At 62.8% G+C, this 26785-nt stretch carries 17 protein-coding genes, 1 tRNA gene and 1 pseudogene; 11 read left to right on the forward strand and 8 right to left on the reverse strand.

Features of this window, described 5'->3' with window-relative positions:
* Positions 1-108: 108 nt before the first annotated feature.
* The 11 genes and pseudogenes from IPK65_11035 to IPK65_11085 all read left to right on the forward strand — a co-directional run bounded on the left by IPK65_11035 (position 109) and on the right by IPK65_11085 (position 15068).
* Positions 109-185: transfer RNA gene (locus IPK65_11035), tRNA-Ile, on the forward strand.
* 459 nt (positions 186-644) lie between these two features.
* Positions 645-1394 (forward strand): thermostable hemolysin, encoded by a 750-nt coding sequence (locus IPK65_11040; GenBank protein ID MBK8163640.1) that lies wholly within the window; start codon positions 645-647, stop codon positions 1392-1394.
* Entirely contained in the window at positions 1391-2866 is a 1476-nt protein-coding gene (locus tag IPK65_11045; GenBank protein ID MBK8163641.1) for an AMP-binding protein, read from the forward strand. The genes IPK65_11040 and IPK65_11045 overlap by 4 nt, the downstream gene beginning before the upstream one ends.
* Positions 2867-3523 carry an iron-containing redox enzyme family protein gene (locus tag IPK65_11050; protein MBK8163642.1) on the forward strand — a complete coding sequence of 219 codons (657 nt, stop codon included), beginning with the start codon at positions 2867-2869 and terminating at the stop codon, positions 3521-3523. It abuts the gene before it with no gap.
* Between the two features lie 17 nt (positions 3524-3540).
* Positions 3541-4203: a hypothetical protein gene (locus IPK65_11055; protein MBK8163643.1), complete on the forward strand. Its 663-nt coding sequence runs from the start codon at positions 3541-3543 to the stop codon at positions 4201-4203.
* 14 nt (positions 4204-4217) lie between these two features.
* Positions 4218-5018, forward strand: coding sequence for an SDR family oxidoreductase (locus tag IPK65_11060; GenBank protein MBK8163644.1), 801 nt, complete (start codon positions 4218-4220; stop codon positions 5016-5018).
* A 301-nt stretch (positions 5019-5319) separates the two neighbouring features.
* Positions 5320-8766 carry a tandem-95 repeat protein gene (locus IPK65_11065; protein MBK8163645.1) on the forward strand — a complete coding sequence of 1149 codons (3447 nt, stop codon included), beginning with the start codon at positions 5320-5322 and terminating at the stop codon, positions 8764-8766.
* Complete coding sequence (locus IPK65_11070) at positions 8763-9020, forward strand: hypothetical protein (GenBank protein ID MBK8163646.1); 258 nt, start codon at positions 8763-8765, stop codon at positions 9018-9020. The genes IPK65_11065 and IPK65_11070 overlap by 4 nt, the downstream gene beginning before the upstream one ends.
* Positions 8921-12211: pseudogene (locus IPK65_11075) on the forward strand (tandem-95 repeat protein). Before IPK65_11070 ends, IPK65_11075 begins: the two are co-directional and overlap by 100 nt.
* A gap of 93 nt (positions 12212-12304) precedes the next feature.
* Positions 12305-12658 carry a cadherin-like domain-containing protein gene (locus tag IPK65_11080; protein ID MBK8163647.1) on the forward strand — a complete coding sequence of 118 codons (354 nt, stop codon included), beginning with the start codon at positions 12305-12307 and terminating at the stop codon, positions 12656-12658.
* The gene (locus tag IPK65_11085) at positions 12621-15068 is read left to right on the forward strand and encodes a tandem-95 repeat protein (protein ID MBK8163648.1); all 2448 of its coding nucleotides are present in this window, start codon (positions 12621-12623) and stop codon (positions 15066-15068) included. Before IPK65_11080 ends, IPK65_11085 begins: the two co-directional genes overlap by 38 nt.
* A 55-nt stretch (positions 15069-15123) precedes the next feature.
* Here IPK65_11085 and IPK65_11090 read toward each other — a convergent pair whose 3' ends face one another.
* The 8 genes from IPK65_11090 to IPK65_11125 all read right to left on the reverse strand — a co-directional run bounded on the left by IPK65_11090 (position 15124) and on the right by IPK65_11125 (position 26454).
* On the reverse strand, positions 15124-16332 hold the full coding sequence (locus IPK65_11090; GenBank protein ID MBK8163649.1) for an alanine--glyoxylate aminotransferase family protein: 1209 nt from the start codon (positions 16330-16332) through the stop codon (positions 15124-15126).
* Between the two features lie 179 nt (positions 16333-16511).
* Complete coding sequence (gene glcF / locus IPK65_11095; GenBank protein MBK8163650.1) at positions 16512-17744, reverse strand: glycolate oxidase subunit GlcF; 1233 nt, start codon at positions 17742-17744, stop codon at positions 16512-16514.
* A 154-nt stretch (positions 17745-17898) separates the two neighbouring features.
* Complete coding sequence (gene glcE, locus IPK65_11100) at positions 17899-19002, reverse strand: glycolate oxidase subunit GlcE (protein MBK8163651.1); 1104 nt, start codon at positions 19000-19002, stop codon at positions 17899-17901.
* A gap of 105 nt (positions 19003-19107) precedes the next feature.
* Positions 19108-21225: an SPOR domain-containing protein gene (locus IPK65_11105; GenBank protein ID MBK8163652.1), complete on the reverse strand. Its 2118-nt coding sequence runs from the start codon at positions 21223-21225 to the stop codon at positions 19108-19110.
* A gap of 7 nt (positions 21226-21232) precedes the next feature.
* Complete coding sequence (locus IPK65_11110) at positions 21233-21727, reverse strand: hypothetical protein (protein MBK8163653.1); 495 nt, start codon at positions 21725-21727, stop codon at positions 21233-21235.
* Positions 21728-21732: 5 nt separating this feature from the next.
* The gene (locus IPK65_11115; protein ID MBK8163654.1) at positions 21733-23796 is read right to left on the reverse strand and encodes a cytochrome C; all 2064 of its coding nucleotides are present in this window, start codon (positions 23794-23796) and stop codon (positions 21733-21735) included.
* A gap of 68 nt (positions 23797-23864) precedes the next feature.
* Entirely contained in the window at positions 23865-25469 is a 1605-nt protein-coding gene (locus IPK65_11120; protein MBK8163655.1) for a cytochrome C, read from the reverse strand.
* A gap of 16 nt (positions 25470-25485) precedes the next feature.
* Complete coding sequence (locus tag IPK65_11125; protein MBK8163656.1) at positions 25486-26454, reverse strand: pyridine nucleotide-disulfide oxidoreductase; 969 nt, start codon at positions 26452-26454, stop codon at positions 25486-25488.
* Positions 26455-26785 lie beyond the last annotated feature (331 nt).

Genomic DNA, 26785 nt, shown 5'->3' on the forward strand with positions numbered 1-26785 from the left:
GCAGCGATCTTCCAGCCATATCCTTGATTTCCGCTAGCTTCGCAGCGCTGAACGCCGGCGTTGTGTGGTGTGAATTTCACAATGCTGCGCTATACTTTCGCGCATTCCGGGCCTGTAGCTCAGTCGGTTAGAGCAGGGGACTCATAATCCCTTGGTCCTCGGTTCGAGTCCGAGCGGGCCCACCAAATCGTCCGTGACAACGCGATTGCGCGATCGCGCTCACCCCGGGAGTCATGGATCTGTTTTCCGCACACATGTGCCGTCGACACGTCTATCGACCTGGCGGGACGGCATCGCCGCGAATCTGCTGGCCGGTGGTGAGCAGGGGTGCGCAGGAGTCCTCGATACCATATCTTGATGTTGAGACCGCGATGTTTCGAAGCCTCGACTTGCTCAAGGATGAACTTTTTACCTCGGGCGCGGTCTTCTAGTATAAGTTCTGTCAAGGTCTGTCAGCGACAGCTAAAGTCGATACGGACGTCGGCACCTTGACAGGCTTCTAATTCCCATAGGCCCCGCCCGGTGCGGGGCCTTCGTGTTTGTATCCCACAGAATTTCCCTTTGTAATAAGCAGCTTACTTAAGCGTATTTTAAGTTCGGCACCCTATCTTAGGCGCTGTATGAAGCCGAAACAGGTACCAGACATGAATACATCAGCAGAAATCAACACGGGGTCCGCGCGGTGCGCGGTATCGGCGTTGCCGCGCCTGGGTGAGCCGCATACGACGCTGACACTGGCCACGCATGGTCGCGGCGATCCCCTGCGCCCGGTCATGGAGGGCTTCGTGCGCGACCGTTTCCGTCGCGCCTACGGAGCGGAGGTTGAAAGCTTTTGTCCGGAACTGCTCAGTCTGGTGTGCGAAGACCAATCCCTGTGCGCCGTGGCAGGGGTGCGGCCGGCGGCGGACGAGCGGCTGTACTCCGAGTATTACCTCGATACCGATGTCGAGGCGTTTCTCGCGGAGCAGCTGGGCCGATCCGGTATTCCCCGCGCCTCCATCGTCGAGGTGGGTAATCTGGCCCCGGCAAGCGTCGGACAGGCGCGCTGGCTGATTGCGACCCTGACTGCATACCTCTATTCATCCGGTTTTGAATGGGTGGTGTTCACCGCCATTCCGCCCATCTATAACGCATTCGTCCGCCTTGGACTGCCGTTGAAGATCCATGCCCAGGCGGATATCACGCGCCTGCCACCCGAGGTGCGCGACCAGTGGGGCAGCTATTACGAGGCGGGTCCTGTGGTGTGCTACGGCGATATCGCCGAGGGCTTCCGCCAGCTGGGCGCCGCCATCCACCCGGATAGACGCAAACTCTGGAGCCTGTGGCTGGACGCACAGCGGCTCGGAAACCATGAAGCCGGAACGACTTCGTTCCGTGCAGTGGGGGGTGAATGAGCAGACTGATCACGCGCCTGCGCGTGCACGCACAGGAACGGCCGGATGCGCCCGCAGTAGCTGGCGAGCACGTGTCTCTCGGTTATGCCCGACTGGTCGATGAAGTCGAGAATCTGGCTGCGCGGTTGCCGGGGCGGTGTCTGGGTTTGTTGCTGGATAACGGACCGGCATGGGTTATTGCCGATCTCGCGGCGCTGACGGGAAATATCATATGTATTCCCCTGCCGGGGTTCTTCACCGATGAACAGCTCGTGCACACCGTACGCGATGCCGGCGTAGACTGCCTGCTCACCGATCAACCGGAGCGCCTTGCCCGGATTGCCATTGGCGTGGTGTCGACCGCAGTAGAGGTCGCCGGCGAAACGCTGGCCCTGGGTGTGCTGCCGGGCGCGATTGCGGCGATCGGTTACTCCGATATGGCAAAGGTCACCTATACCTCGGGCAGCACAGGTGAGCCGCGCGGGGTCTGCGTGTCTTGTCAGGCGCTGGAACACAAGGTCGAAATTCTGGCTCGCGCCACCGGCGCCACCGAAACAGACGTCAGTCTGTGTCTGACTCCGCTCTCCACCCTGCTGGAGAACCTCGGCGGTGTGTATGTGCCCTTGCTCGCGGGTGCGCTGTGCCGCGTGCCCCGCCTGAGTTCGGTCGGACTCTCAGGTTCCTCCGGCCTCGATGTGGCACGACTGATCAGTGCGTTGAACAGCTATCTCCCCAGCAGCGTGATCGTGATCCCGCAGCAGTTGCGCGCGATGCTGGCGGCGCGTGCGCGAGGTGCGAATCTGCCCGACAGCCTGCGCTTCATTGCCGTGGGAGGTGCGCCGGTGGCGCGGGATCTGCTGCTGCAAGCGCGGCGCGACGGGCTGCCGGTGTACCAGGGCTACGGGCTGTCAGAGGCGGTGTCGGTCGTCGCCCTTAATACGCCCGGCGCCAACCGTATCGGTTCGGCGGGCAGGCCACTTCCGGGCTTGACGGTGCGCATCGCCGGGGATGGCGAAATCATGGTGCGGGGCGATTTGTTCAGCGGTTACCTGGGCGACCAGCCGCGCGGAGATGATGAGCTGACCACTGGCGATCTCGGCTATCTCGATACCGAGGGCTATCTTTACGTGACCGGGCGCAAGAAGAACGCCTATGCGACAGCGTACGGACGTAATGTCTCCCCCGAATGGATCGAGGGCCAACTCTTGGCCCAGACGGCCTTGGCGCAGGCTGTGGTTTTCGGTGAGTCGAGCCCGGTCAATGTTGCGCTGATCGTCGCGATGAAGGGCGCGCGCGCCGAGGATGTCGGGATGGCGGTGGAGGCGGCGAACCGCAGTCTGCCGGATTACGCGCGCGTGGGCAGATACGTGCTCGCCGCGGAACCGTTCACGATTGCGAATGGACAGCTTACAGGAACCGGGCGTCCGCGCCGCGACGAGCTCGCACGCCGCTATGCCGACGTGCTCCGGCCCATAATGCGGGAGGCAGTCTAGATGAGTTTCAGTGATGATCTGATCGTCGCTACCGAAGCGGCGCGCGGGGACTTCCTTGCTATCCCGGCGATCACGCGCGGCATGCGTGGCGAGATACCACTCTCGGCCTATATCGCATTTCTTGCCGAAGCCTACCACCATGTCAAGCACACGGTGCCTCTGTTGATGGCGTGCGGAGCCGCGCTGCCTGAACGTCTCGAATGGCTGCGCGAGGCGATGGGCCATTACATCGAGGAGGAGATGGGACATCAGGAATGGATATTGAACGACATCCGCGCCTGCGGCGCCGATGCCGAGGCGGTGCGGCGCGGCAGACCGGGCGCGGCCACGGAGGTCATGGTGGCATATGCCTATGACACCGTTCGGCGCGGAAACCCGGCAGGCTTTCTTGGCATGGTATTCGTGCTCGAGGGCACGAGCATCCGGCTTGCCTGCCAGGCGGCGCATGTCATACAGGCGTCTCTCGGTCTGCCCGACCGGGCGTTCAGCTATCTGAATTCGCATGGCGCGCTCGATCTCAAGCATATGGAGTTTTTCAGTTCTCTGGTCAATCGCCTTGATGACGAGACAGACCGGCAGGCGGTCCTGCATGGGGCCATGATGTTTTACCGGCTTTACGGCGACATCTTTCGCAGTCTGCCCTTGGACAAGGATTAATTCAGGAGGAAGCGCTTATGAAGGCACGATCGATGGTAATGGCATTTATATTGGCAGTGGCGACAGGGGCGGTGGCTCCTGTTTTAGCACAGGATGACGACGTCCTCGCGCAGGATATCCGGCAGTTGCAGGACGGCTGGGCGGTGGCGAACTATCAGACGCCGGAAAAGCAGCGGGATGATGCCTTCAAGCAACTGACCGGGACGGCAGACCAGGTAGTGGCTCGCCATGAGGGACGTGCCGAGCCGCTCATATGGAAGGCCATCATCCTGAGTTCGCATGCCGGTGCGGTCGGCGGGCTGGGCGCGCTTGGCAAGGTCAAGGAGGCGCGACGCCTGCTGGAGCGGGCGGAGTCGATCAACCCGGAGGCGCTGAACGGCTCGGTCTATACCTCGCTGGGCAGCCTCTACTATCAGGTGCCGGGTTGGCCGGTTGGATTCGGCAACGACGAGCAGGCCGAGAAATATCTGAAGAAGGCGCTGTCAGTCAATCCGGACGGCATCGACCCGAATTATTTCTACGGCGATTATCTGCTCGAGCAGAAGCGATATGAGGAGGCCGCGCGTTATCTCGAAAAGGCCTTGCAGGCGCCCGACCGTCCGTTCCGTGCCAGCGCCGATCAAGGGCGGCGCGATGAGGCGCGGGCCAGGCTGGCTCTGGCCCGCAAACATCTGGATTAGTCAGGAGATAAAACATGAAGCTGGAATCTGCGCGAATACTGCTGACCGGCGCCTGTGGCGGGATAGGACAAGCCCTGTTCGTGGAATTGCTGGATCGCGGCGCCAGCGTCGGCATAGTCGACCGTCGCGGCGATGAGCTGGTGCAGCTTGCCGGGCGGTTCGCCGGTGAGGCCTCCCGCATCGAGCCGGTCTGCGCAGACATCACCGACAGCGCCGGGCGCGCCCTGATCCTGCGGCGCATGCACGAGCGCTTCGGCGGTGTGGATGTCCTTATCAACAACGCCGGCATTCTGGCCTTCACCGAATTCGCGCGGCAGGATCCCGCCGGCATTGAGCAGATGATGCGGGTCAATGTGACCGCCCCGCTGGCGCTTGCGCGGGCGGTGCTGCCGGAGATGATCGGGCGCGGCTGGGGCCGCATCGTCAATGTTGGTTCGATTTTCGGTTCGATCGGATTTGCATGGCACACGGCCTATTCGACGAGCAAATATGCAATGCGCGGATTCTCCGAGGCCTTACGGCGGGAACTCGATGGCAGCGGCGTAGGGGTGACCTATGTTGCCCCGCGCGCGGTGCGGACGCCGCTCAATCCACCCGAGATGTACCGCATGGCGGAGCGGACCGGCATGAAGATGGACGAACCGGCGGCGGTCGCGCGACAGATCGTGCGGGCAATCGAGCGCGATCGCAAGGATGTCTACCTGGGTTTTCCGGAATCGTTCTTCGTCAGGATGAACGCCCTGTTTCCACGCCTTGTCGACGGGGCGTTGCGGCGGCAGAACAGTGTGATGCGAACCTTCATACCGGAAGCCTGATGCTTCCTCCGCCAGGCTTTGATGCCGGCCTCTGGAACTAATCTCTCCCCCTCTCGTCAAATACGCATATCGACCCTCGCGCGTGCAGCGCGAGAGCAGGAATTTCCTACATCAACAATAAATTGTAGGGTCGCGTGGATGACCATTAGAGGCCTCTGGGGTATAATCTGCGCTTATAAACATATAACCGCGCGCCAGCCGATCTAGGCGACGCGGGATGCGGGTAGGAACTCTTGATAGGGATATCATATCATCTTGCGTCACGGCGGGTCCTGGTGCGCAAGTTGCTTAGATAATCCATATGAGCTTGCTGAAACCATTCCATACCCGTCTCGTCTTCCTGGTATTGTCCGGCCTGTTATTGCCGGCCTGTGACGTCAACGAACCCTCCGAGTCCTCTGTTCCGAACCTTGTCACCGGCGTCGTCAGCGCGCCGAGCGAGGACAGCCTCCAGTTTTCATCCGCTGATCCGTTCATCAACCCATTTTCGCAACTTGCCGCCTGGCTGACGGGCACGGCAAACGCCGCTGTCACCGGCCTCGTCCCGGTCAACGGGGCTACTGTGCAACTGGTACGCCTGGATAGCCTGGGGAATGTGGTCACCGTGATCGCGGCGGCGACCAGTGCCTCCGACGGCTCGTACACCTTCAATGACACACCGGCGCCGGACAGCACCCTGGCCGTCCGGGTGACAGGCCAGGCCAATACCATGCGCGCCATTGTGACCGGTTCCGAAGTTGATGTTTCGCCGGCGTCGGAGGCAGTCGTCGACAGTATCGTCGACGCCTTGACGGGTGGAGTGACCCTCGCGAATTTTGCGGTGGAGGAGGTCGCGGCGCTGTCGAATCTCGTCGCCGGCATGGATGTCGACCTTGACGGCCTGAACTTCACCCAGGCGGTAGCCACGATCCAGAATGCCTCCTCTCCCATTCTCGGCGGTCTCATCGACGGGTTTTCCGGCGGCGGCGTGGAAGTCGTGCTGCACAACGGCCTGTATGGCGGTCTGCAGCATGAGTCAGCCTTTAAGGACACCTTTACCCTGGGCAGCGGCGAGGGCGGCATCGAGATCCACGCACTCGGCGGCGGGTGGGGCTATGGGGACGGCGGCGCGGCCACCGGCGGCATTCTCTTCGGCACCCTCACGAGGCACGACCTTGCCACCGTCAACGATCCGGAGAGCGACGTCGGCGGCGTTGATGGATCATCCCACGTCGTGACTGCGGAAGGGCAGGTCCTGGCGACGGATGCGGCGGGCAATGGAGCCGTGGGTGCCGTCACCTCTGACGGTTCCCTGCTGATCTACCCGGTGGAGACCAATGCGGCGGGGATCATGGGCCGCGGCCTGATGCTGGCGGTCAAGCGATCGATCGATACGCTGGCGCTCGATAATACCGTGCTCGATCCCGCAGGGGGCTCCGAAACCGCATACAACCTGGTGAGGCTGAAGGAAACCCTGTCGGGGCCGCTGTCCGGCACGGGCGAGAACTTCGCTGCCCTGACGACGGAAAACGGTTCGATATCCTTCGACAGCGACGATCAATTCATCTCCGGCGAGAATGTCTACGCGTCGTTTTCGGCCGATGTGACATCGACCAACCGCCTCGCCCTGGACCTCGATAGCGACAGCGTCGTCCAGGACGGTCCCCTGGTGGATAATTTCAACGGCATCTATCAGGTGATCATGGACGGCAGCCTGGTCATGCAGAATGCCGCCGGCAACTTTCTCGGCCAGGGGTTCGTCACCTCGAACGGACGGCTGCTCGTCATGTCAACCACCACCGATCTGATGCAGATCGAGCTGGATGTCCTTGCCAACGACAACGATCCCGATGTGGGCGACAGCCTGACGATTACCGGAACCTCGCTCACGCAGCTCGGGGGTACGGTGACGGTCAATGCCGCCGGCAACAAGCTGCTGTACATCCCGCCGAGGAACACCCTCGGCACCGAGGTCTTCACCTACTCGGTCAGCGATGGTACGACGACCAGAACGGGCAATGTCAGCTTCGTCCTCGACAACACGAACAGCGCCCCGACGGCGGTTAATGACTCCGGCCTCAGCGTGCCGCTGGGCAGCGTCAACAGCCCGCTCAACGTGCTGGCCAACGACAGCGACCCCGACCTTGGCGACTCGCTGTCGATCAGCGCAGTCGGTATCCCCGATTCAGGCGGCACCGTGGCGATCAACGGGACCGGAACCGCCCTGCTGTATACCCCGGCGACGGGACACACCGGTGATGAGAATATCAGCTACACCATCAGCGACGAACTGGGTCTTACCGCGACGGCGACAGTCACGGTCACGACGATAGACGGGGGCAACAACAGTGCCCCGACGGCGGTCGATGATACCGGCATCAGCGTCGGCAAGGACAGTCTCGACAATCCGGTAAACGTGCTGGCAAACGACAGTGATCCCGATGTCGGCGACACGCTGATCGTGATCGCAGCCGGTACGGTGCAGGCGCCCACGGCCGGCGGCACGGTGACCGCCAACGGCGGCAACCTTCTTTATACCCCGGCATCCGGATATACCGGAAACGAGAGTTTCAGTTATACGATCAGCGACGGTGTCGACACGGACACCGCCACGGTAACGGTCACCGTCGTGGCCGCGGGCAATACGCCGCCGACCGCGGTTGATGACGGCGGCTTGAGTGTCGCCATGGGCAGCAGCGGCAATATACTGAATGTGCTTGTCAACGACAGCGATCCGGACATCGGAGCCTTCCTGTCCATAACCGCGGTCGGTGCTACCAGCAACGGGGGCAGCGCGACCATCAACGGTACCAACGACCGACTGATCTACACCCCTGCGCCTGGCTACAATGGCAGCGAGAGCTTCACTTACACGGTGAGCGACGGGACGGCGACGGATACCGCGACAGTCACGGTGACCGTGGTCGGAATCGGCAACACGGCGCCGAACGCCGTCGACGATTCCGGTCTCAATGTCCAGCAGAACAGCAGCGGCAACCTGCTCGACGTACTTTCGAATGACAGCGACCCGGATCTGGGCGACACGCTGACGATCACGGCGGTTGGCGCAACGAGCGCGGGCGGCGCTCTTATCAACAACGGTACCAGTCTGGGCTACACGCCGGCGGCGGCATACACCGGCCCCGAGACCTTTACCTATACTGTCAGCGATGGCGCTGATACGGACACCGCCACGGTGAGCATCAACGTGGTCAACGGCAATACGACGCCGAGCGCGGTTGACGATACCGGCTATCTTGTGGCCGAGAACAGCACCAACATCCTCCTCAATGTGCTGGCGAACGACAGCGATCCGGATGTGGGTGATGTCCTGGCGATCACGGCGGTGGGGGCGACCAGTAACGGCGGTTCGGTGACCAACAACGGCACCAGCCTGGGCTACGCCCCGGCGCCCAGCTACAGCGGCCCCGAGACCTTCACGTACACCGTCAGCGACGGCTCGGCGACCGATACCGCGAGTGTCACCGTCACAGTGTTGCCCGCCAACAGTGCGCCGAACGCGGTGAATGACAGCGGTTTCAACATCCAGTTCAACAGCAGCAACAACGTGCTCAGTGTGCTGGCGAACGACAGCGACCCCGATCTTGGCGACACGCTGACGATCACGGCGGTGGGGCCGAGGAGTGGCGGCGGCGCGGTCACCAACAACGGCACCAGCCTAGGCTACAGCCCGGCGGGGGCTACAGCGGCCCCGAGAGCTTCACCTACACGATCAGCGATGGCGTCGCGACGGACACGGCGACGGTGACCCTGACGGTGGTCGGGACCAGTAATACCGCGCCCAATGCGGTCAATGACAGCGGTCTGAGCGTGCAGCAGGGGAGCGCGAACAACGTGCTCAACGTGCTGGCGAACGACAGCGACCCGGACGTGGGCGATACGCTGACGATCACGGCGGTGGGGGCGACGAGCGCGGGCGGGTCGGTGACCAACAACGGCAGCAGCCTGAGCTACCCCCGGCGGGGGCGTATACCGGTCCCGAGAGCTTCACCTACACCGTGAGCGATGGCACATCGACTGACACTGCAACCGTGAGCGTAACCGTGGTGAGCGGAAACACTGCGCCGAATGCGGTCAATGATACCGGCTACCTCGTGGCGGAGAACAGCGGAAGTGTCGTGCTTGGCGTGCTGGCGAACGACAGCGATCCGGATGTGGGTGATGTCCTGGCGATCACGGCGGTGGGGGCGACCAGTAACGGCGGTTCGGTGACCAACAACGGCACCAGCCTGGGCTACGCCCCGGCGCCCAGCTACAGCGGCCCCGAGACCTTCACGTACACCGTCAGCGACGGCTCGGCGACCGATACCGCGAGTGTCACCGTCACAGTGTTGCCCGCCAACAGTGCGCCGAACGCGGTGAATGACAGCGGTTTCAACATCCAGTTCAACAGCAGCAACAACGTGCTCAGTGTGCTGGCGAACGACAGCGACCCCGATCTTGGCGACACGCTGACGATCACGGCGGTGGGGCCGAGGAGTGGCGGCGGTGCGGTAACCAACAACGGCACCAGCCTGAGCTACAGCCCGGCGGGGGGCTACAGCGGCCCCGAGAGCTTCACCTACACGATCAGCGATGGCGTCGCGACGGACACGGCGACGGTGACCCTGACGGTGGTCGGGACCAGTAATACCGCGCCCAATGCGGTCAATGACAGCGGTCTGAGCGTGCAGCAGGGGAGCGCGAACAACGTGCTCAACGTGCTGGCGAACGACAGCGACCCGGACGTGGGCGATACGCTGACGATCACGGCGGTGGGGGCGACGAGCGCGGGCGGGTCGGTGACCAACAACGGCAGCAGCCTGAGCTACACCCCGGCGGGGGCGTATACCGGTCCCGAGAGCTTCACCTACACCGTGAGCGATGGCACATCGACCGACACTGCAACCGTGAGCGTAACCGTGGTGAGCGGAAACACTGCGCCGAATGCGGTCAATGATACCGGCTACCTCGTGGCGGAGAACAGCGGAAGTGTCGTGCTTGGCGTGCTGGCGAACGACAGCGATCCGGATGTGGGTGATGTCCTGGCGATCACGGCGGTGGGGGCGACCAGTAACGGCGGTTCGGTGACCAACAACGGCACCAGCCTGGGCTACGCCCCGGCGCCCAGCTACAGCGGCCCCGAGACCTTCACGTACACCGTCAGCGACGGTGCGGCGACCGATACCGCGACCGTGACGGTGACAGTCGTGCCGGCGAACAACGCGCCGACTGCCAATGATGACAGTGGTTTGAATGTCCAATCAAACAGCAGCAACAACGTGCTCAATGTGCTGGCGAACGACAGCGACCCCGATCTTGGCGACACGCTGACGATCACGGCGGTGGGGGCGACCAGTAACGGCGGTTCGGTGACCAACAACGGCACCAACCTGAGTTACACACCGGCGGCGGCCTACACCGGCCCCGAGACCTTCACCTACACCGTCAGCGATGGCGTCGGAAGCGATACCGCGACCGTGAGTGTGACGGTGGTGGCGGGGGGGAATGCGGCACCGGCGCCCGCCGACGATTCGTTCAACGTGGGTCAGGATACGAGTGGTAACGCGCTCGACGTACTGGCGAATGATAGCGATGCAGATCTGCCGGCGCCGACCCTGTCGATCACGGCGGCCAGCATCAGCACTCCGCTCGGCGCCGGCGGCACAGTCAGCATCAACGGCACCAGCGACGGCCTGCTATACACGCCTGCAGCCGGTGCGACCGGCACCGAGGTGCTCAGCTATACGGTCAGCGACGGTGTCGATACGGCGGTGGCCTCAGTCACGGTCACAGTCGGCGGCAATGCGGCGCCGAATGCGGCCGATGACAGCTTTAGTGTCGGCAGGAACAGCTCCGGTAATGTGCTGACCGTCCTGACCAATGACGGCGATCCGGATGTGCCTGCGCAAGCCCTGGCGATCACGGCGGTGGGGGCGACCAGTAACGGCGGTTCGGTGACCAACAACGGCAGCAGCCTGAGTTACACGCCGGGGTCTGGCTACAGCGGCCCCGAGACCTTCACGTACACCGTCAGCGACAGTGCGGCGACCGATACCGCGACCGTGACGATCACGGTGATCGCGCCCGCGAACACCCCGCCGACTGCGACCGATGACAGCGGTTTCAACATCCAGTTCAATAGCAGCAACAACGTGCTCAGTGTGCTGGCGAACGACAGCGACCCCGATCTTGGCGACACGCTGACGATCACGGCGGTGGGGCCGAGGAGTGGCGGCGGTGCGGTAACCAACAACGGCACCAGCCTGAGCTACAGCCCGGCGGGGGGCTACAGCGGCCCCGAGAGCTTCACCTACACGATCAGCGATGGCGTCGCGACGGACACGGCGACGGTGACCCTGACGGTGGTCGGGACCAGTAATACCGCGCCCAATGCGGTCAATGACAGCGGTCTGAGCGTGCAGCAGGGGAGCGCGAACAACGTGCTCAACGTGCTGGCGAACGACAGCGACCCGGACGTGGGCGATACGCTGACGATCACGGCGGTGGGGGCGACGAGCGCGGGCGGGTCGGTGACCAACAACGGCAGCAGCCTGAGCTACACCCCGGCGGGGGCGTATACCGGTCCCGAGAGCTTCACCTACACCGTGAGCGATGGCACATCGACCGACACTGCAACCGTGAGCGTAACCGTGGTGAGCGGAAACACTGCGCCGAATGCGACCAACGACAACTACAGCGCCAACCGGAATAGCACGGCTAATGCGTTGAACGTGCTGGCGAACGACAGCGATCCGGATGTGGGTGATGTCCTGGCGATCACGGCGGTGGGGGCGACCAGTAACGGCGGTTCGGTGACCAACAACGGCAGCAGCCTGAGTTACACGCCGGGGTCTGGCTACAGCGGCCCCGAGACCTTCACGTACACCGTCAGCGACAGTGCGGCGACCGATACCGCGACCGTGACGATCACGGTGATCGCGCCCGCGAACACCCCGCCGACTGCGACCGATGACAGCGGTTTCAACATCCAGTTCAATAGCAGCAACAACGTGCTCAGTGTGCTGGCGAACGACAGCGACCCCGATCTTGGCGACACGCTGACGATCACGGCGGTGGGGCCGAGGAGTGGCGGCGGTGCGGTAACCAACAACGGCACCAGCCTGAGCTACAGCCCGGCGGGGGCCACAGCGGCCCCGAGAGCTTCACCTACACGATCAGCGATGGCGTCGCGACGGACACGGCGACGGTGACCCTGACGGTGGTCGGGACCAGTATACCGCGCCCAATGCGGTCAATGACAGCGGTCTGAGCGTGCAGCAGGGGAGCGCGAACAACGGCTCAACGTGCTGGCGAACGACAGCGACCAGGACGTGGGCGATACGCTGACGATCACGGCGGTGGGGGCGACGAGCGCGGGCGGGTCGGTGACCAACAACGGCAGCAGCCTGAGCTACACCCCGGCGGGGGCGTATACCGGTCCCGAGAGCTTCACCTACACCGTGAGCGATGGCACATCGACCGACACTGCAACCGTGAGCGTAACCGTGGTGAGCGGAAACACTGCGCCGAATGCGACCAACGACAACTACAGCGCCAACCGGAATAGCACGGCTAATGCGTTGAACGTGCTGGCGAACGACAGCGATCCGGATGTGGGTGATGTCCTGGCGATCACGGCGGTGGGGGGCGACCAGTAACGGCGGTTCGGTGACCAACAACGGCAGCAGCCTGAGTTACACGCCGGGGTCTGGCTACAGCGGCCCCGAGACCTTCACGTACACCGTCAGCGACAGTGCGGCGACCGATACCGCGACCGTGACGATCACGGTGATCGCGCCCGCGAACACCCCGCCGACAGCAGTCAACGATGGCGGTTACAGCGTTGCCATGGACAGCAGCAACAACGCGCTCAACGTGCTGGCGAACGACAGCGATGTCGACCTGGGCGACACGCTGACGATCACAGCGGTGGGGGCGGCCAGTAACGGCGGCTCGGTGACCAATAACGGCACCAGCCTGAGTTACACCCCGGCTCCTGGTTTTAACGGCAGTGAGAGCTTCACCTATACCGTCAGCGATGGTACTGCGACTGATACTGCATCCGTGTCGGTGACGGTGGTCGGGATCGGCAATACCGCGCCGGATGCAGTCAACGACTCCGGCTATAACGTGCAGCTGAACAGCAGCGGTAACGTGCTCGATGTGCTGGCGAACGACAGCGACGCCGATCTGGGCGACACGCTGGCGATCACGGCGGTAGGCGCGGCCAGCAACGGCGGCTCGGTGATCAACAACGGGACGAACCTGAGCTATGCGCCGGCGGCGGCGTATACCGGGCCCGAGACCTTCACCTATACGATCAGCGATGGCACCGACACGGATACGGCGACGGTGAGCATTAGCGTCGTGAACGGCAATACGGCCCCCGCTCCAGTGGATGACACCGGGCTCAGCGTCGGCGAGAACAGCTTTAACAATATCCTCGACGTGCTGGCCAACGACAGCGATCCCGACGTGGGCGACACGCTGACCATCACCGCGGCCGGCACTGTGCTGGCGCCGACGGCGGGCGGCCTGGTGACGCCCAACGGCAGCAACCTCATCTATACCCCGGCGGTCGGCTTCAGCGGTACGGAAAGTTTCAGCTACACCGTCAGTGACGGAACCGCTACGGCGAGCGCGACGGTGACGGTGACGGTGGTGGGGGCCAACACGGCGCCGAACGCGATCAACGACTCCGGTCTGAATATCCAGCAGAACAGCGTCAACAACACGCTTGACGTGCTGGCGAACGACAGCGATTCCGACGTGGGCGATGTGCTGACCATCTCCGCCGTCGGGGCGACCAGCAACGGAGGCGCGGTGACCAATAACGGCACCAGCCTGAGCTATACGCCGGCAGCGGCCTACACCGGCCCCGAATCATTCAGCTATACCGTGAGCGACGGTCTGGCGACCGATACCGCGATCGTCACGGTGAACGTGACAACAGGGAATACGACGCCAGTGGCGGTGAACGATTCCTCGTTCAATGTCGGCATGGGCACGACGGCGAATCCCCTCAACGTGCTGGCCAATGACAGCGATGCCGACGTCGGCGATACGCTGACGATCACCGCCGTCGGCACGACCAGCGCGGGCGGCGCGGTGGTCAACAACGGCACGAGCCTGAGTTATTCGCCCGCGCCCGGTTTCAGCGGCAGTGAAAGCTTCAGTTACACGATCAGCGACGGCACCGCGACCGCCGCCGCCACGGTGACGGTGACTGTCATCGCCGCCAATACCCCGCCGACGGCGGTCAATGACGCCCTCAGCGTACGCGTGAACAGCAGCGGCAACGTGCTCAGCGTGCTAGCGAACGACAGCGACCCGGACGTCAACGACACGCTGACCATCACGACGGTGGGCGCGGCCAGCGCGGGCGGGACGGTGAGCAACAACGGCACGACCATCGGCTATACGCCGGCTACGGGCTACAGCGGCGTCGAGACCTTCAGCTACACGATCACCGACGGCAAGGTCACGGCCACCGCCTCGGTCACGATCAATGTCACGGCCAGTAATACCGCGCCGCTGGTCACCGACGATACCACTATCTGGCATGTGGTCATGCCGACCGGAGACGTGCTGGCGACGAACCTCGCCAACCGCGAAATCGGCGTCGCCATCCGCCGCGCGAGCGGCGCCGGCACCGGCCTCGTCAGCGGCAGTTATAACGTGGTCCAGCACGCCGGGTACTTCACGGGCGGCGCGGGGGCGACGGCCGGGGTCGGGTATCAGTTCGGCGACATCACCTTCAACGGCACCGGCGGGATCACCTCGGGCGACCTGCTCGGCAAGCGAGCGATTCTCGATATAGACGCGGCCAGGAATGGCGCCGCCGCGGCCTTGAGCACCCTGCCCGCGAGTACGGAGGGCGTGGGCGGCGGTTCCTACAGTGTGTCCGCGAACGGGACCATGACGCTGAGCCTGAATGTCGGCGGTTCGATCGTGACCGGGAACGGCGCAGTCAGTTCGGACGGGGAGGTCATCGTACTCGCGATACGTGTCACCGAGGGCGGTAACGACTCCGGCCGCGGCCTGCTCTTCCTGGTGCGCCAGCCTTAAGGCAAGCTCTGCGGGGACAGATTTAACATCTGTCCCCGTCCTCCCTGTTCAATCCTTACTCTTCGTCATCCACCGGCTGAGGGGACGCGCTCAGCACCGCGCGCGCGGCCGCGTGGGCGCGGCCGTGCCGGATCGGGGCCTTCATGTCGGTCAGCACGTCTTCCAGCGCGCCGAGGCAGAACAGCACGTTGCGCGCGTTGCAGGCGTGGCCCATCAGGCCGATGCGCCAGATCTTGCCCGCCATGGCGCCGAGGCCGGCGCCGATCTCCAGGCTGTATTCCCCGAGCAGCTGCGCGCGTACCACCGTGTCGTCGACGCCTTCCGGGATCTTCACCGCGTTCAACTGCGGCAGGCGTTCGTCCTCCGGCACGGCGAGTTCCAGCCCCATCGCCTCAAGGCCGGCGCGCAGCGCGCGGTGGTAATGCAGGTGGCGCGCCCAGGCGAGCCCGATGGTCTCCTCGTGCAGGATCACCAGCGCCTCGTGCAGCGCGTACAGCGTGTTGACCGGTGCGGTATGGTGATAGGTGCGTTTGCCGGCGCCGCCCCAGTAGGACATGACCAGGTTGAGATCCATGAACCAGCTCTGTACCGGGTGCTTGCGCTTCTTGATGGTTTCCTGTGCCCGCGTGCTGAAGGTGACCGGCGACAGGCCGGGGACGCAGGACAGACATTTCTGCGTACCCGAGTAGACCGCGTCGAGCTGCCAGTCGTCGACCAGCAGCGGGATGCCGCCGAGCGCGGTGACCGCGTCGACGATGGTCAGGCAGCCGTGGCGCTGGGCCAGATCGGACAGCAGCTTGGCGTCCGAACGCGCGCCGGTGGAGGTTTCTGCATGGACGAAGGCCAGGATCTTGGCGTCCGGGTTGGTCTTCAGCGCCTGCTCGACCTTGGCCGGATCGACGGCGCGACCCCACGGGTCCTCGACCATCACCGGCACGCCGCCGCAGCGCAGCACGTTTTCCTTCATCCGGCCGCCGAACACGCCGTTCTGGCAAACGATCACCTTGTCGCCCGGCTCGACCAGATTGACGAAGCAGGTCTCCATGCCGGCCGAGCCGGGTGCCGACACCGGGAAGGTCAGGGTGTTCTTGGTCTGGAAGGCGTACTGCAGCAGCGCCTTGATCTCCTCCATCATGGTGACGAAGGCCGGATCCAGATGGCCGATGGTTGGCCGCGCCATGGCGGCGAGGATGCGCGGGTTGACGTCGGACGGACCGGGCCCCATCAGCGTGCGCTGGGGCGGATAGAATGACCTGAATTTCATCATTTGCCTCATGCTGTTCGTTGTTAACGGCCCCGGCCGCGAAGGCGCAGATTCAGGCGCGAACGGGTGGCCTGACAGGCTACCTGATCCCTGAACGGGTCGTGCAGGAAAGCATAAGGTAAACCGCCGCGGTTTTCATCCGTGCGGATCGTGAGGGATCGACATGCGGATGGCATGATCTAGGGGTATGCCTCCTCGATCAGTTCGATCCAGTGGCGCACCCGCGTCTGCGCGCCGCCCTGCAGATGGATCAGGCAGCCGATGTTGGCGCTGGCAATGACTTCGGGCGCCGCGGCTTCGAGGGCCGCGAGCTTGTTGGCGAGCAGTTGCCCGGAGAGTTCTGCCTGCAGGATCGAATACGTGCCTGCGGCCCCGCAGCACAGGTGGGCATCCGCGACCGGCGTGAGATCGTAACCTGCCCCGCGTAGCAGGCCTTCCACTGCCGCATGGGCGCGCAGCCCGTGTTGCAGGCTGCAGGGGGCGTGAAAGGCGACCCGGCGCGGCGTACCGGCCGGAAGGCGCGGTTTGAGCCCGAGCCCAGCAACCACCCCGGTGATATCACCGGCCAGCGCCGCGATGCGCCGCGCCTTGTCCGCGTAGTCCGGGTCGTCCCGCAGCAGATGGCCGTAGTCCTTCACCATGGCGCTGCACGCGCTCGATGTCGTCACGATCGCCTCTGCGCCCCTTTCCACCTCGGGCCACCAGGCATCGATATTACGGCGCATGAACGACCGCGTGGGCGCGTCTTGGCTCAGATGATGGGTGACCGCCCCGCAACAACCGGTGCCGGTGACCCGCACCAGCGAGACGCCGTGCCGGTCGAGCAGACGGGCGGCCGCGGCGTTGATATGCGCGTGGGTCACGGACTGGACACACCCGTCCAGGATCAGCACCCGCCGTGCGTGGTGCGGAGCGGGCCAATGGTAGGCGTCCCTGCGTTCGGGACGCAGCCGTGCGGGTACCGCCCGGGCGAGAGCGGCCGGGAGCAGGGCGCCGAACCAGCGGGACAGTGCCAGCGCCACGCGCACGCGGCCAGGAAAGGGCAGTACGGTGCACAGCAGGCGACGCAGCAGGCGCTCCCTGCGCGGGCGCACGGCCATCGATTCCATGCGTGCGCGTCCGATATCGAGCAGGCGGCCGTACTCGACGCCGGAGGGGCAGGTGGTCTCGCAGGCGCGGCAGGTCAGGCAGCGGTCGAGATGCAGCCGGGTACCAGCGCCGGCAGATTCCCCTTCCAGCATGCGCTTGATCAGATATATCCGCCCGCGCGGCCCGTCGAGTTCGTCGCCGAGCAGCTGGTAGGTCGGGCAGGTGGCATTGCAGAAACCGCAATGAACGCAGCTGCGCAGGATGCGCTCAGCTTCGGCGCCGGCGGTGCTGTCGGTGAATTGCTTTGGAAGTTGTGTCTGCATGACTCAAATAATGGTGAGGTGTGAGGTGTGAGGCGTCAGGAGGAACAGCAGCATCCGTTCACTTGCAGTGAGATTCACGGCGCGCTTCCATGGATTCGATGTAACGGTGACAGGCCGTTCCTTCCTCCTCACGCCTGACGCCTGACGCATCACGTCAGAGCTCCCGGTACATCCGCTGCGGATTCAGGATGCCGCGCGGATCGAAGGCCTGTTTCAGGTTCTTGTGCAGGTCGAGCAGGGCCGGTGGCAGGGGATGGAACACGGATCCGTCACGCTCGCCGCCGCGGAACAACTGGGCATGTCCGCCGTGGCGTGCCGCGGTTTCGCGGATCAATTTGGGCGGCAGGGCGGTCTTGAGCCAGCGCTGCGCCCCGCCCCAGTCGATGAACCAGCGGCCCACGATCGACAGCGGCGGCGTGGCCGGCGGGAGTGAAAGGCGCCACAGGGGTTCGTTGTCGGCGAAAAAGGCATGGCGGTGTTCGCGCACATCTTCCCAGAAGTCGCCGGCGCAGGATATGACTTCGCCGCCGAGCCTGTCATGCGCGGCCCGTACGCCCGCCACACTGCCTTCGATCCGTATGAAGAGCTGCGTGCCGTCGCAGACGCTCGCGCTGACAGGGAGCGGGGAACAGTGCCAGCGGTTCAGCCTGGCCAGCGCATCATGTGTGTCGCATTCAAATGCCAGGGTTACCTCGTGCTCGGGTCGCGGCAGCACCTTGAGGGAGATCTCGGTCAGTACGCCGAGTGTGCCGAGCGCCCCCGCCATGAGCCGGAAGGCATCGAAGCCCGCCACGTTCTTGACCACCTCGCCGCCGAAGCGAAGCAGGCGGCCTTCACCCGAGAGGCAGCGTATGCCGAGCAGATGATCGCGTACAGCGCCGGCGTAGGGGCGGCGCGGGCCGGACAGGCCGCACGCGACGGTGCCTCCCAGGGTGGCCCCGGGGCCGAAGTGCGGCGGCTCGAACGCCAGCATCTGGCCGTTTTTCTCCAACAGGTTCTCCAGTTCGCGGAGCAGGGTGCCGGAACGGGCTGTGACCACGAGTTCCGCCGGTTCGTAGTTCACGATGCCACGATGGGCGGAGAGGGCGATGGGTTCGCCGCGCGCTGTGCGGCCGAAGAATCGTTTGCTGTTGCCGCCCTGGATCGACAAGGGCGTGCGCCGTTCGAACGCGGCGCGAACGGTTTCCTGCAGTTCCCGGGTCATATCCCTGGAATCGGACACGTGTACTGCCTCTGTCAGTTCGTGGAGATCCGTCATGCAAGCGAACCGGCCGGCGGGGCGAGAAAAAGGTCCGTCCGGCACGGTTCCCGCGGTGCGGGGAAGTGGATATTGTTGCAGAAAAAGACGGGATGCGGAACTTGTCTAGAAGCCGAGGCTGTAGCCTATGAAGAGATAGTAGCCGGATGTCTTTTCCGAAGTGCCGGAGGTATCTCGATTGGACCATTGCATTCCGATGTCCGCGTCCAGATCGATATTGCGTCTATAGCGGTAATCGAACCGTATCGATGGTGTGGTTATCAACTGCGTCCCTTCGTCCTGGTCGAACTGTCGGTAGTCGAGCCGCAGCCTGGGGTTGATGCGCAGCAGGTCGGTGACCGGGTAGCGGCTGTTCAGGTGGAGAGAAATCGTGTTCGTGGTGCTGGCATCGGCATAGATCAGGCCAAGGATCGAAAGATCTCCCTGTCGGATGAGACTGTTGCCGACGAGCTGGAATGAATAGAGATACTCGTTGCCTGTGCTCTCTGTCGCGGCGACACCGCCCGATTCGGGCGTGCCCGACAGACTGTAAAGAGTGATGTCCGCGTTCAATTGGAGTCTGTCGTTCAGCGTACGCGTGATGCCGCCCGAAAGTGCGCGGCTGGTGGCGGTGCGGTTCAGGGCCAGATCCAGGATGACGCTTTCGCTGTAGGTATCGAGCAGGTCTTCCACCTGTGTCACTGTCTGGCCGATCAGAGCGTTCGTGGTACTGAGGAAGGGGCTGCGGCTCTGGTTGAATCCGAAGTTATAGGCCGTCGATTCGTCTACCGTCCAGTTGCCAATCAGGGAGAAAATATTGAGCTCCCGGAAGTGCAAATCATAATCGAGCAGTGCCAGCAGCGAGCGGGCGTCGTCGAGATAGCGCGCCTCCCCGCCGACCGCCCGGCGGTCGGTCAGGTCTCCCGCCTGCTGGGAGATGGCATAGACGCTGTAATCCCACCGTTCCATCCACGGCGGCAGATCGGCGCTGATACCATAAAAGACCTGCTCGTGGTTGAGCGAGGTGTCGGAGGATCTCTCGACCGGATAACCGCCGACGACGTTGAATTTCCCCCAGTGCTCGGTCTGGTAGCCCACAAGAAGTCCGTCGAAGCGGCCGAAGACGCCGCCCGAACTGCGCGTCTGCCGCCCGAGCCGGCCGGAGAGACCGCTGCGCCGGTTGCTGGCGTCGATATAGAGATTACTGATGCGGGACAGGTTCTCACCGTCACTCTGCAGGTCGTAGGTGTAGCCGCCGTTGAAGCGGGCGCGCACGTCGACATTCTCGCTGCGTCCCCGTGCGGACAGATCAAGATCGGTGATGAGCGCCGACTGGTTAACGGTTTGTCCTGCGCCGTCGATTGTCGTCACGTCGCGACGATAGTACTGGGACAGGCTGCCGGCGCTGCTCCACTCCATCGGTTTATCGGAAGTGATTTTCTGCTCGGGCAGCTTTTCGCGCGGCTCCTCCCGTGCCGTCAGCAGGCCAGCCAGGCGTTGACGGATGCGTTCTGCGCCGGGACCCTCAGGATAGAGTACGAGATACTGGTCGTATTCCGCCTTCGCGTGGGCTGCCTGTCCGTTGCGGTCACGCGCCAGCCCGAGATATTCGAGCGCGTCCTGGGCGTAGGGGTTGTCGGGTGTATCCAGAACTTTTGTATAGATCCGTATTGCGAGTGGATAGTCACCGGTGGCGACTGCCTGACGTCCGCTTTCCATCAGGGTCGCCAGGCGGTCATCGGTCGCCGGGGCGGCAGCAGGTGCTGCCACGACCGCCGGGGCCGGAGTGGTGGCAGGACCGTCGGTGGGCGGTGCCGCCGCTGCGTTGAACGCCAGCGGGATCCCATCACGCTGTTCCTGCAGCGGGGACACTTTCAGGATCCAGCTGGCCGGGAAATACTGCATCAGCTGATCCTTGACGGTCTGCGCCTCCTTTCTGTCGGTGAAAAAGCCGAGGCGCAACCGGTATGCGAACGGCTTGCCCCGTTCCGCCGGCAGGGCGTACAACCAGTACCGCTGCAACGGCGCTGCCGAGGGGAGGGAGTCGGGGCGCGGCAGCTCGTCGGTGGCCGCCAGCTGGATGACGTATGCCTCTGCCGGCACCTCGGCCTTGACGATCCCTGTGGCTGGACCGGCTGCCCTGGCAGCAGCGGTGAGACACAGCAGCAGTACGGCCAGCCAGGCGGATCCATATTGATGCCTGAGGCTGGCGGTATTCCAGCCGAGGCGGGAAAGGATGGCCATATGGATCCTATTCGTCAGGGTCTGATACGGACTGGCAGCCTGGTCCGGTGTCCGCCTCGGGCGGATGCACCTGTAGCAGCAGGCTTCTGAAATCGTCACCCTGAATGAGGGAGTAGGCGACGACATGCGTGAACTGGACGATGAGCTGGGGTTCATCGGCGTCACCTTCATAGGTGACATCCACCAGCGGTGAGCCGTGCACGACGTTTGGTCGCGCCGATTCGCGGAGCGAAAGGATGTCGGGCGGTAAGGACTCCGTCACGGCCGGCTTGAGCCGGATACGGAGCAGATCGCCCTGTTCCGCCGGAAAATGGCCGACGTACTGCATGGGAAAGGTCAGGCCGATGCGTATGTCGTAACACCCCGTCGATCGCGAGACGACTACCCGGTCGATTACTTGTCCTGTGACCGGTTGCGCCTGTGCGGTGTGCGAGAGGCACAGGACCGCCAGAAGATTCAGACCGACAGCGCTCATGCGCCGGATGGAGGTCGTGCCTTTCATATCGTTTAATCCCAGTTTCTGTCGCTGACGCGATGCTCGGGAGACGATTTATGACAGGTACCGGCGCAGTTCCGGTTGGTACTCACAGATGCGTTCTCATGCTCGCCCGCCTTGTAGTCGCCGGCATGGCATGCCGCGCAGTCAGGCTGGTATGCCGAGTTGGGCCAGGGCACGATCTCGGCGTTTGTCTTGTGACAGTCGGTGCAGCTCAGGCTGACCCGATGATCGCCGGGATAGGCGGTGCTGTTGTGGCGGAAGGTCAATGTCGTCCAGTTGCTGGTGTTGTGGCAGATGTTGCACTGCTGGGTCGTTACGAAGTGTCCGGTCGGCTTGCCGGTCGCCCCGCTGCCGTTGTGGCAGCTGGAACAGGAGCCAGTGACGGTGCTGTGATCGAATGTCGCTGGTACCCACGCCGTGGTTGAATGACAGGTATCGCACTGGGCCGAGGTGGTCACGTGGTTGTTCGTCTTGCCGGTGGCGGTGGTGCCGTTGTGGCAGCTGGAACAGGAGCCAGTGACGGTGCTGTGATCGAATGTCGCTGGTACCCACGCCGTGGTTGAATGACAGGTATCGCACTGGGCCGAGGTGGTCACGTGGTTGTTCGTCTTGCCGGTGGCGGTGGTGCCGTTGTGGCAGCTGGAGCAGGTGCCGGTGACACCGCTGTGATCGAAGTCTGCCGGTGTCCAGGCATTGGTAGAGTGACAGCTGTCACACTGGGCCGAGGTGGCGACGTGGTTGTTCGTCTTGCCGGTGGCGGCAGTGCCGTTGTGGCAGCTGGAGCAGGTGCCGGTGATGCCGTTATGGCTGAAATTCGCCGGGGTCCACGCCGTGGTCGAGTGGCAGGTGTCGCACTGGGCCGAGGTGGTCACGTGGTTGTTCGTCTTGCCGGTGGCGGTAGTGCCGTTGTGGCAGCTGGAACAGGTGCCGGTGACACCGCTGTGATCGAAGTCTGCCGGTGTCCAGGCATTGGTAGAGTGGCAGCTGTCACACTGGGCGGAAGTGGCGACGTGGTTGTTTGTCTTGCCGGTGGCGGTGGTGCCGTTGTGGCAGCTGGAGCAGGTGCCGGTGACACCGCTGTGATCGAAGTCTGCCGGTGTCCAGGCATTGGTAGAGTGGCAGCTGTCACACTGGGCGGAGGTGACGACGTGGTTGTTCGTCTTGCCGGTGGCGGTGGTGCCGTTGTGGCAGCTGGAGCAGGTGCCGGTGATGCCATTATGGCTGAAATTCGCCGGGGTCCACGCCGTGGTAGAGTGGCAGGCGTCACACTGATTTGTGGTTGCAAGGTGGTTGTTCGTCTTGCCGGTGGCGGTGGTTCCGTTGTGGCAGCTGGAACAGGTGCCGGTGACACCGCTGTGATCAAAGTCTGCCGGTGTCCAGGCGCGGGTCGTATGGCAGGTATCGCACTGGGCCGAGGTAGCGATGTGGTTGTTCGTCTTGCCGGCAGCGGTGGTGCCGTTGTGGCAGCTGGAACAGGTGCCGGTGACACCACTGTGATCGAAACTTGCCGGTGTCCAGGCGCGGGTCGTATGGCAGGTGTCGCACTGGGCCGAGGTGGTCACGTGATTGCCCGGCTTGCCGGTAGCGGTGGTGCCATTGTGGCAGCTGGAACAGGTACCGGTGACCTGGGAGTGATCGAACACCGCGTTGTCAAAGGTGCTGGTGGTATGACAGTCGTCGCAGTTGTTGTCGCTGCTGATGTGGTTCTTGCCTTTGCCCTGCGCCGTGCGGCCGTTATGGCAGCTTGCGCAAGAGCCGATGACCGAGAAATGATCCACCTTCAGCGTCGGTCTCCATGCGTTCGTGGTATGGCAGTCTTCGCAGAAATCAGTGGTATCGATGTGGGTGACGGGTTTCTTCGAGGCGGAGGAGGATCCGGTCGAGGTATGGCATGCCGCACACTGGCGCGGTGTTCCCTTGAATATTCCGCGCATGTGGCAGTCCGAGCAGGCAACATCGCGATGACCGCCGGTGAGCGGGAAGCCGGTCGAGAAATGATCGAACTTCTCGTCCTGAGCCGCAGCGTTGTGTGCAATGAGGACGCCGACTCCCAGAAGCAGCGCAGATATCACGAGGGCTGCGCGATACAGATGCCTCCCGCCAGTGCGGGATCTGTTCAAAAAATTCGATTTCATGGCAGTCAGCGTCCCGTTGTGGTCTGTGTATCCCGATTATTATTGATGTTGATGCGCGCGAAGTCCTCGGTATCGTGACAGCGCTCGCAGCGCGGACCAAATCCGCCGGCATGGATATCGTCCCGCTGATGGCAGGTATTGCACTCCTTGGGAAGCTTGAGGTCTTTCGTCACGCGTGCAATATGACAGTCATGGCAATTCAGCTTTGTGTGTTTGCCGTCCAGTTTGAATTTCGTCTGCGAGTCGTGATCGAAGATCCAGAATTTCCAGCCGTTCGGATTGTGGCAATCGGCACATTGGGTGCCCAATCGCCTCTTGTGTTCATCATCAGCTTCATGGCATGAGTGGCAGCCCGGCTTTGTGTCCTTGAAGCTGGCCGTCAGATGGCACTCCTGGCAGGGCGTCACCGCGTGCGTGCCTATCAACGGAAAATGGCTGACGTCGTGATCGAAGACGATGCGGTCGCTCCATGATGTCTCGTTGTGACATTGTCCGCAGAGCTTTCCTTGTTGTTCCTTGTGTACGTCGTCTTTTTTATGACAGTCGATACAGCCCGTCGGAAGTTTCTCCTTGTAGACGTCTCCGCCGTGGCAGTCGCTGCACACGAGATCCTTGTGCCGGCCCGACAGTCTGAATTTGGTGTCCTTGTCATGATTGAAGGCATTTTTTCCCCAGCCCGTCGTCGCATGACAGCTGGCGCATTTCTTCCCGAACTGGCCCTTGTGGCTGTCATCGTTGGCATGGCAATCCACGCACACTGTGCTTGTTTTTTCCTTGTAGAGATCCCTTTCGTGGCAGCTGTCGCAGGCGACCTTGCTGTGGCGTCCTTCAAGCCTGTACTTGGTCGACTTGTCATGATCAAAATGTGAATCTTTCCATTTTTTTTCCGCATGGCAGTCATGGCACTTTTCGCCATAACGGCCCCTGTGCACATCGTTGAGGCGGTGGCAGGCGACGCAGTTTACCGCGATATTCTTGTAGCGTTCGTTCGGATGGCAGCTGTTGCAGGCCGCCTCACGGTGTTTGCCCTTGAGTGCGAATTTGGTTTTGTCATGATCAAATGCAGATGTCTTGAGCCACGAGGTTTCGTTGTGACAATCCCCGCATTTTGACCCCAGCTCCTCCCGGTGCGGATTTCTCTCCTTGTGGCAGTCGGCACATTTCACGCTGGCCTCGTGGTATTTCTTTCCGGTGCGGTGGCAAGCCTGGCAGCGCGTGGCGGCATGCGCGCCCTTGAGGGAGAAGTCCGTTTGTGCATGATCAAAGGTCTGTGTATCGAGATGGATGATGTCCGCTTCCCGTCCAAGGTGATCACTGTGGCAGCGTTTGCAATCCAGCTCTCCGCCAGTGGCGATCCGCCCGTGATAACCACGTTTCTCCTTGATGTCTCTGGCAATGTTTTCATGGTCATGGCAGTCCACGCAGCGCCGGCTCTGAGTATGCTTGCTGAATGCCTCGTGACATTGTTTGCAGTCTGTCTCAAATTTGGCGTGACCCCGGACCAGTTCGCCCGGCATCAGCATGACTTCCAGCGTCGATCCTGCTGCCTTGCCGCAGAGGAAAGCCATGCTCAGTCCGAACGCCAGCCAAAAGACGAGGCGGTTGTACATGTCCCAGCCGCCCGCCTTAGTACATGTGGACGGCAATTACATGGACGACCCCCGTGATCACCATCATGAGGAACAGCGGCATGTGCAGCAGGTGCCACAGCGAGAACATGCGCTCGAAAAAGCTGAAACCGGCAACCTTGCGCGTGGTGGTGAAAAAGTCACCCAGGTAACGACTCATGATGCGGCGCTGGTGCTTGTGCTGTGCTGGCGTCCAGTTCATGCGCTTCGAGTGCGACCGGATGGCCTGATCGACCCGCAGGAGCAGCTTGAGCTGGAGCCAATGACTGTAAAGCGCGAACAGGATGATGCGGATACCGGCATACAGTACCCCGCGTTCGATGCGGGGTTCCCAGCGCTGAATAGACTGTAGCTCCTGTTTGAGTTTAGGCGCGGAGTCAAGGATCTCAGCCAGGCGGTTTTTTCGCAGCGCTTCGTCGTCCAGAAGCTCCTTGAGCGAGGCCTTCCTGCCGTAGAGGCCGTAGTGAATCTTGCGGTAAAAGTAACGTCCGATCAGTCCGCTCGATGCGACGGTGATCATGCAGAACAGGGCGATATTGCTGTTCATCGACCCGAGCTTGAACCCGGCATGATAGAGAACGCATACCGGGCCGATGACACCGAGCATCATGTGCGTACGGAACCAGAACTTGACGGGCCCGAGAACGCGCAGGATACGTATCCTCTTTCGCAGGGGATACAACAGCAGAAGCAGCATCAGTACGGCGCCGATGATCCCGAGTGCATAGCCGGCGCCTGATTCTGCGATCAGATAGGTCTCAGCCCGGTTTTGCCATCCGGCGTAGATCAGCAGGCACACCGTGGCGCCGAACACGAAGGTGATGAGATTTTCCGCACCCGTGCCGGAGCGATGCGGCTGGATATCTGGCCGGTTCCTTGCGATGGGGGCCTTGTCTGCCGGTGACGCCGCTTTCGCCTGAACTGCATCGACTTTAGGTTGGACGATGCTCAGGCCCGCCTTCGGCATGGATGGCATGGCTGTCCGCCTCGTACCTCGCTGGCCTGGAATAGGTCCATCGTGCCGGGCGTTGGTTTTATTTGTCAGAGACACGATGTGATACGTTCCTCAATAATCCGCGAATATGGAATACCGGTAAATTATCGGCATCTGCGGTTCCCAATACACGACGGAGTTCGACATTTTTGCTTAAGGGAAGCTTAAGGGAAGCTTAAGGCGCGATCGGCGCCGGTTGCGGTGGAATCCTCAAATCTGCATGGTGCGTTTATACCGTTGGTCCGGAGGGGTCGATACAGTCGTGATGCATGGTGCGGACCGGTTGTTTACGGCGTGGAGCAGT

The organism is Gammaproteobacteria bacterium, from assembly GCA_016712635.1.
Classification (GTDB): domain Bacteria; phylum Pseudomonadota; class Gammaproteobacteria; order SZUA-140; family SZUA-140; genus JADJWH01.

Coding starts and splice junctions, on each gene's coding strand:
- IPK65_11040 (MBK8163640.1), top strand. CDS start 645: ATGAATACATCAGCAGAAATCAACACGGGGTCCGCGCGGTGCGCGGTA.
- IPK65_11045 (MBK8163641.1), top strand. CDS start 1,391: ATGAGCAGACTGATCACGCGCCTGCGCGTGCACGCACAGGAACGGCCG.
- IPK65_11050 (MBK8163642.1), top strand. CDS start 2,867: ATGAGTTTCAGTGATGATCTGATCGTCGCTACCGAAGCGGCGCGCGGG.
- IPK65_11055 (MBK8163643.1), top strand. CDS start 3,541: ATGAAGGCACGATCGATGGTAATGGCATTTATATTGGCAGTGGCGACA.
- IPK65_11060 (MBK8163644.1), top strand. CDS start 4,218: ATGAAGCTGGAATCTGCGCGAATACTGCTGACCGGCGCCTGTGGCGGG.
- IPK65_11065 (MBK8163645.1), top strand. CDS start 5,320: ATGAGCTTGCTGAAACCATTCCATACCCGTCTCGTCTTCCTGGTATTG.
- IPK65_11085 (MBK8163648.1), top strand. CDS start 12,621: ATGTCCTGGCGATCACGGCGGTGGGGGGCGACCAGTAACGGCGGTTCG.
- IPK65_11090 (MBK8163649.1), bottom strand. CDS start 16,332: ATGAAATTCAGGTCATTCTATCCGCCCCAGCGCACGCTGATGGGGCCC.
- glcF (MBK8163650.1), bottom strand. CDS start 17,744: ATGCAGACACAACTTCCAAAGCAATTCACCGACAGCACCGCCGGCGCC.
- glcE (MBK8163651.1), bottom strand. CDS start 19,002: ATGACGGATCTCCACGAACTGACAGAGGCAGTACACGTGTCCGATTCC.
- IPK65_11105 (MBK8163652.1), bottom strand. CDS start 21,225: ATGGCCATCCTTTCCCGCCTCGGCTGGAATACCGCCAGCCTCAGGCAT.
- IPK65_11110 (MBK8163653.1), bottom strand. CDS start 21,727: ATGAAAGGCACGACCTCCATCCGGCGCATGAGCGCTGTCGGTCTGAAT.
- IPK65_11120 (MBK8163655.1), bottom strand. CDS start 25,469: ATGTACAACCGCCTCGTCTTTTGGCTGGCGTTCGGACTGAGCATGGCT.
- IPK65_11125 (MBK8163656.1), bottom strand. CDS start 26,454: ATGCCGAAGGCGGGCCTGAGCATCGTCCAACCTAAAGTCGATGCAGTT.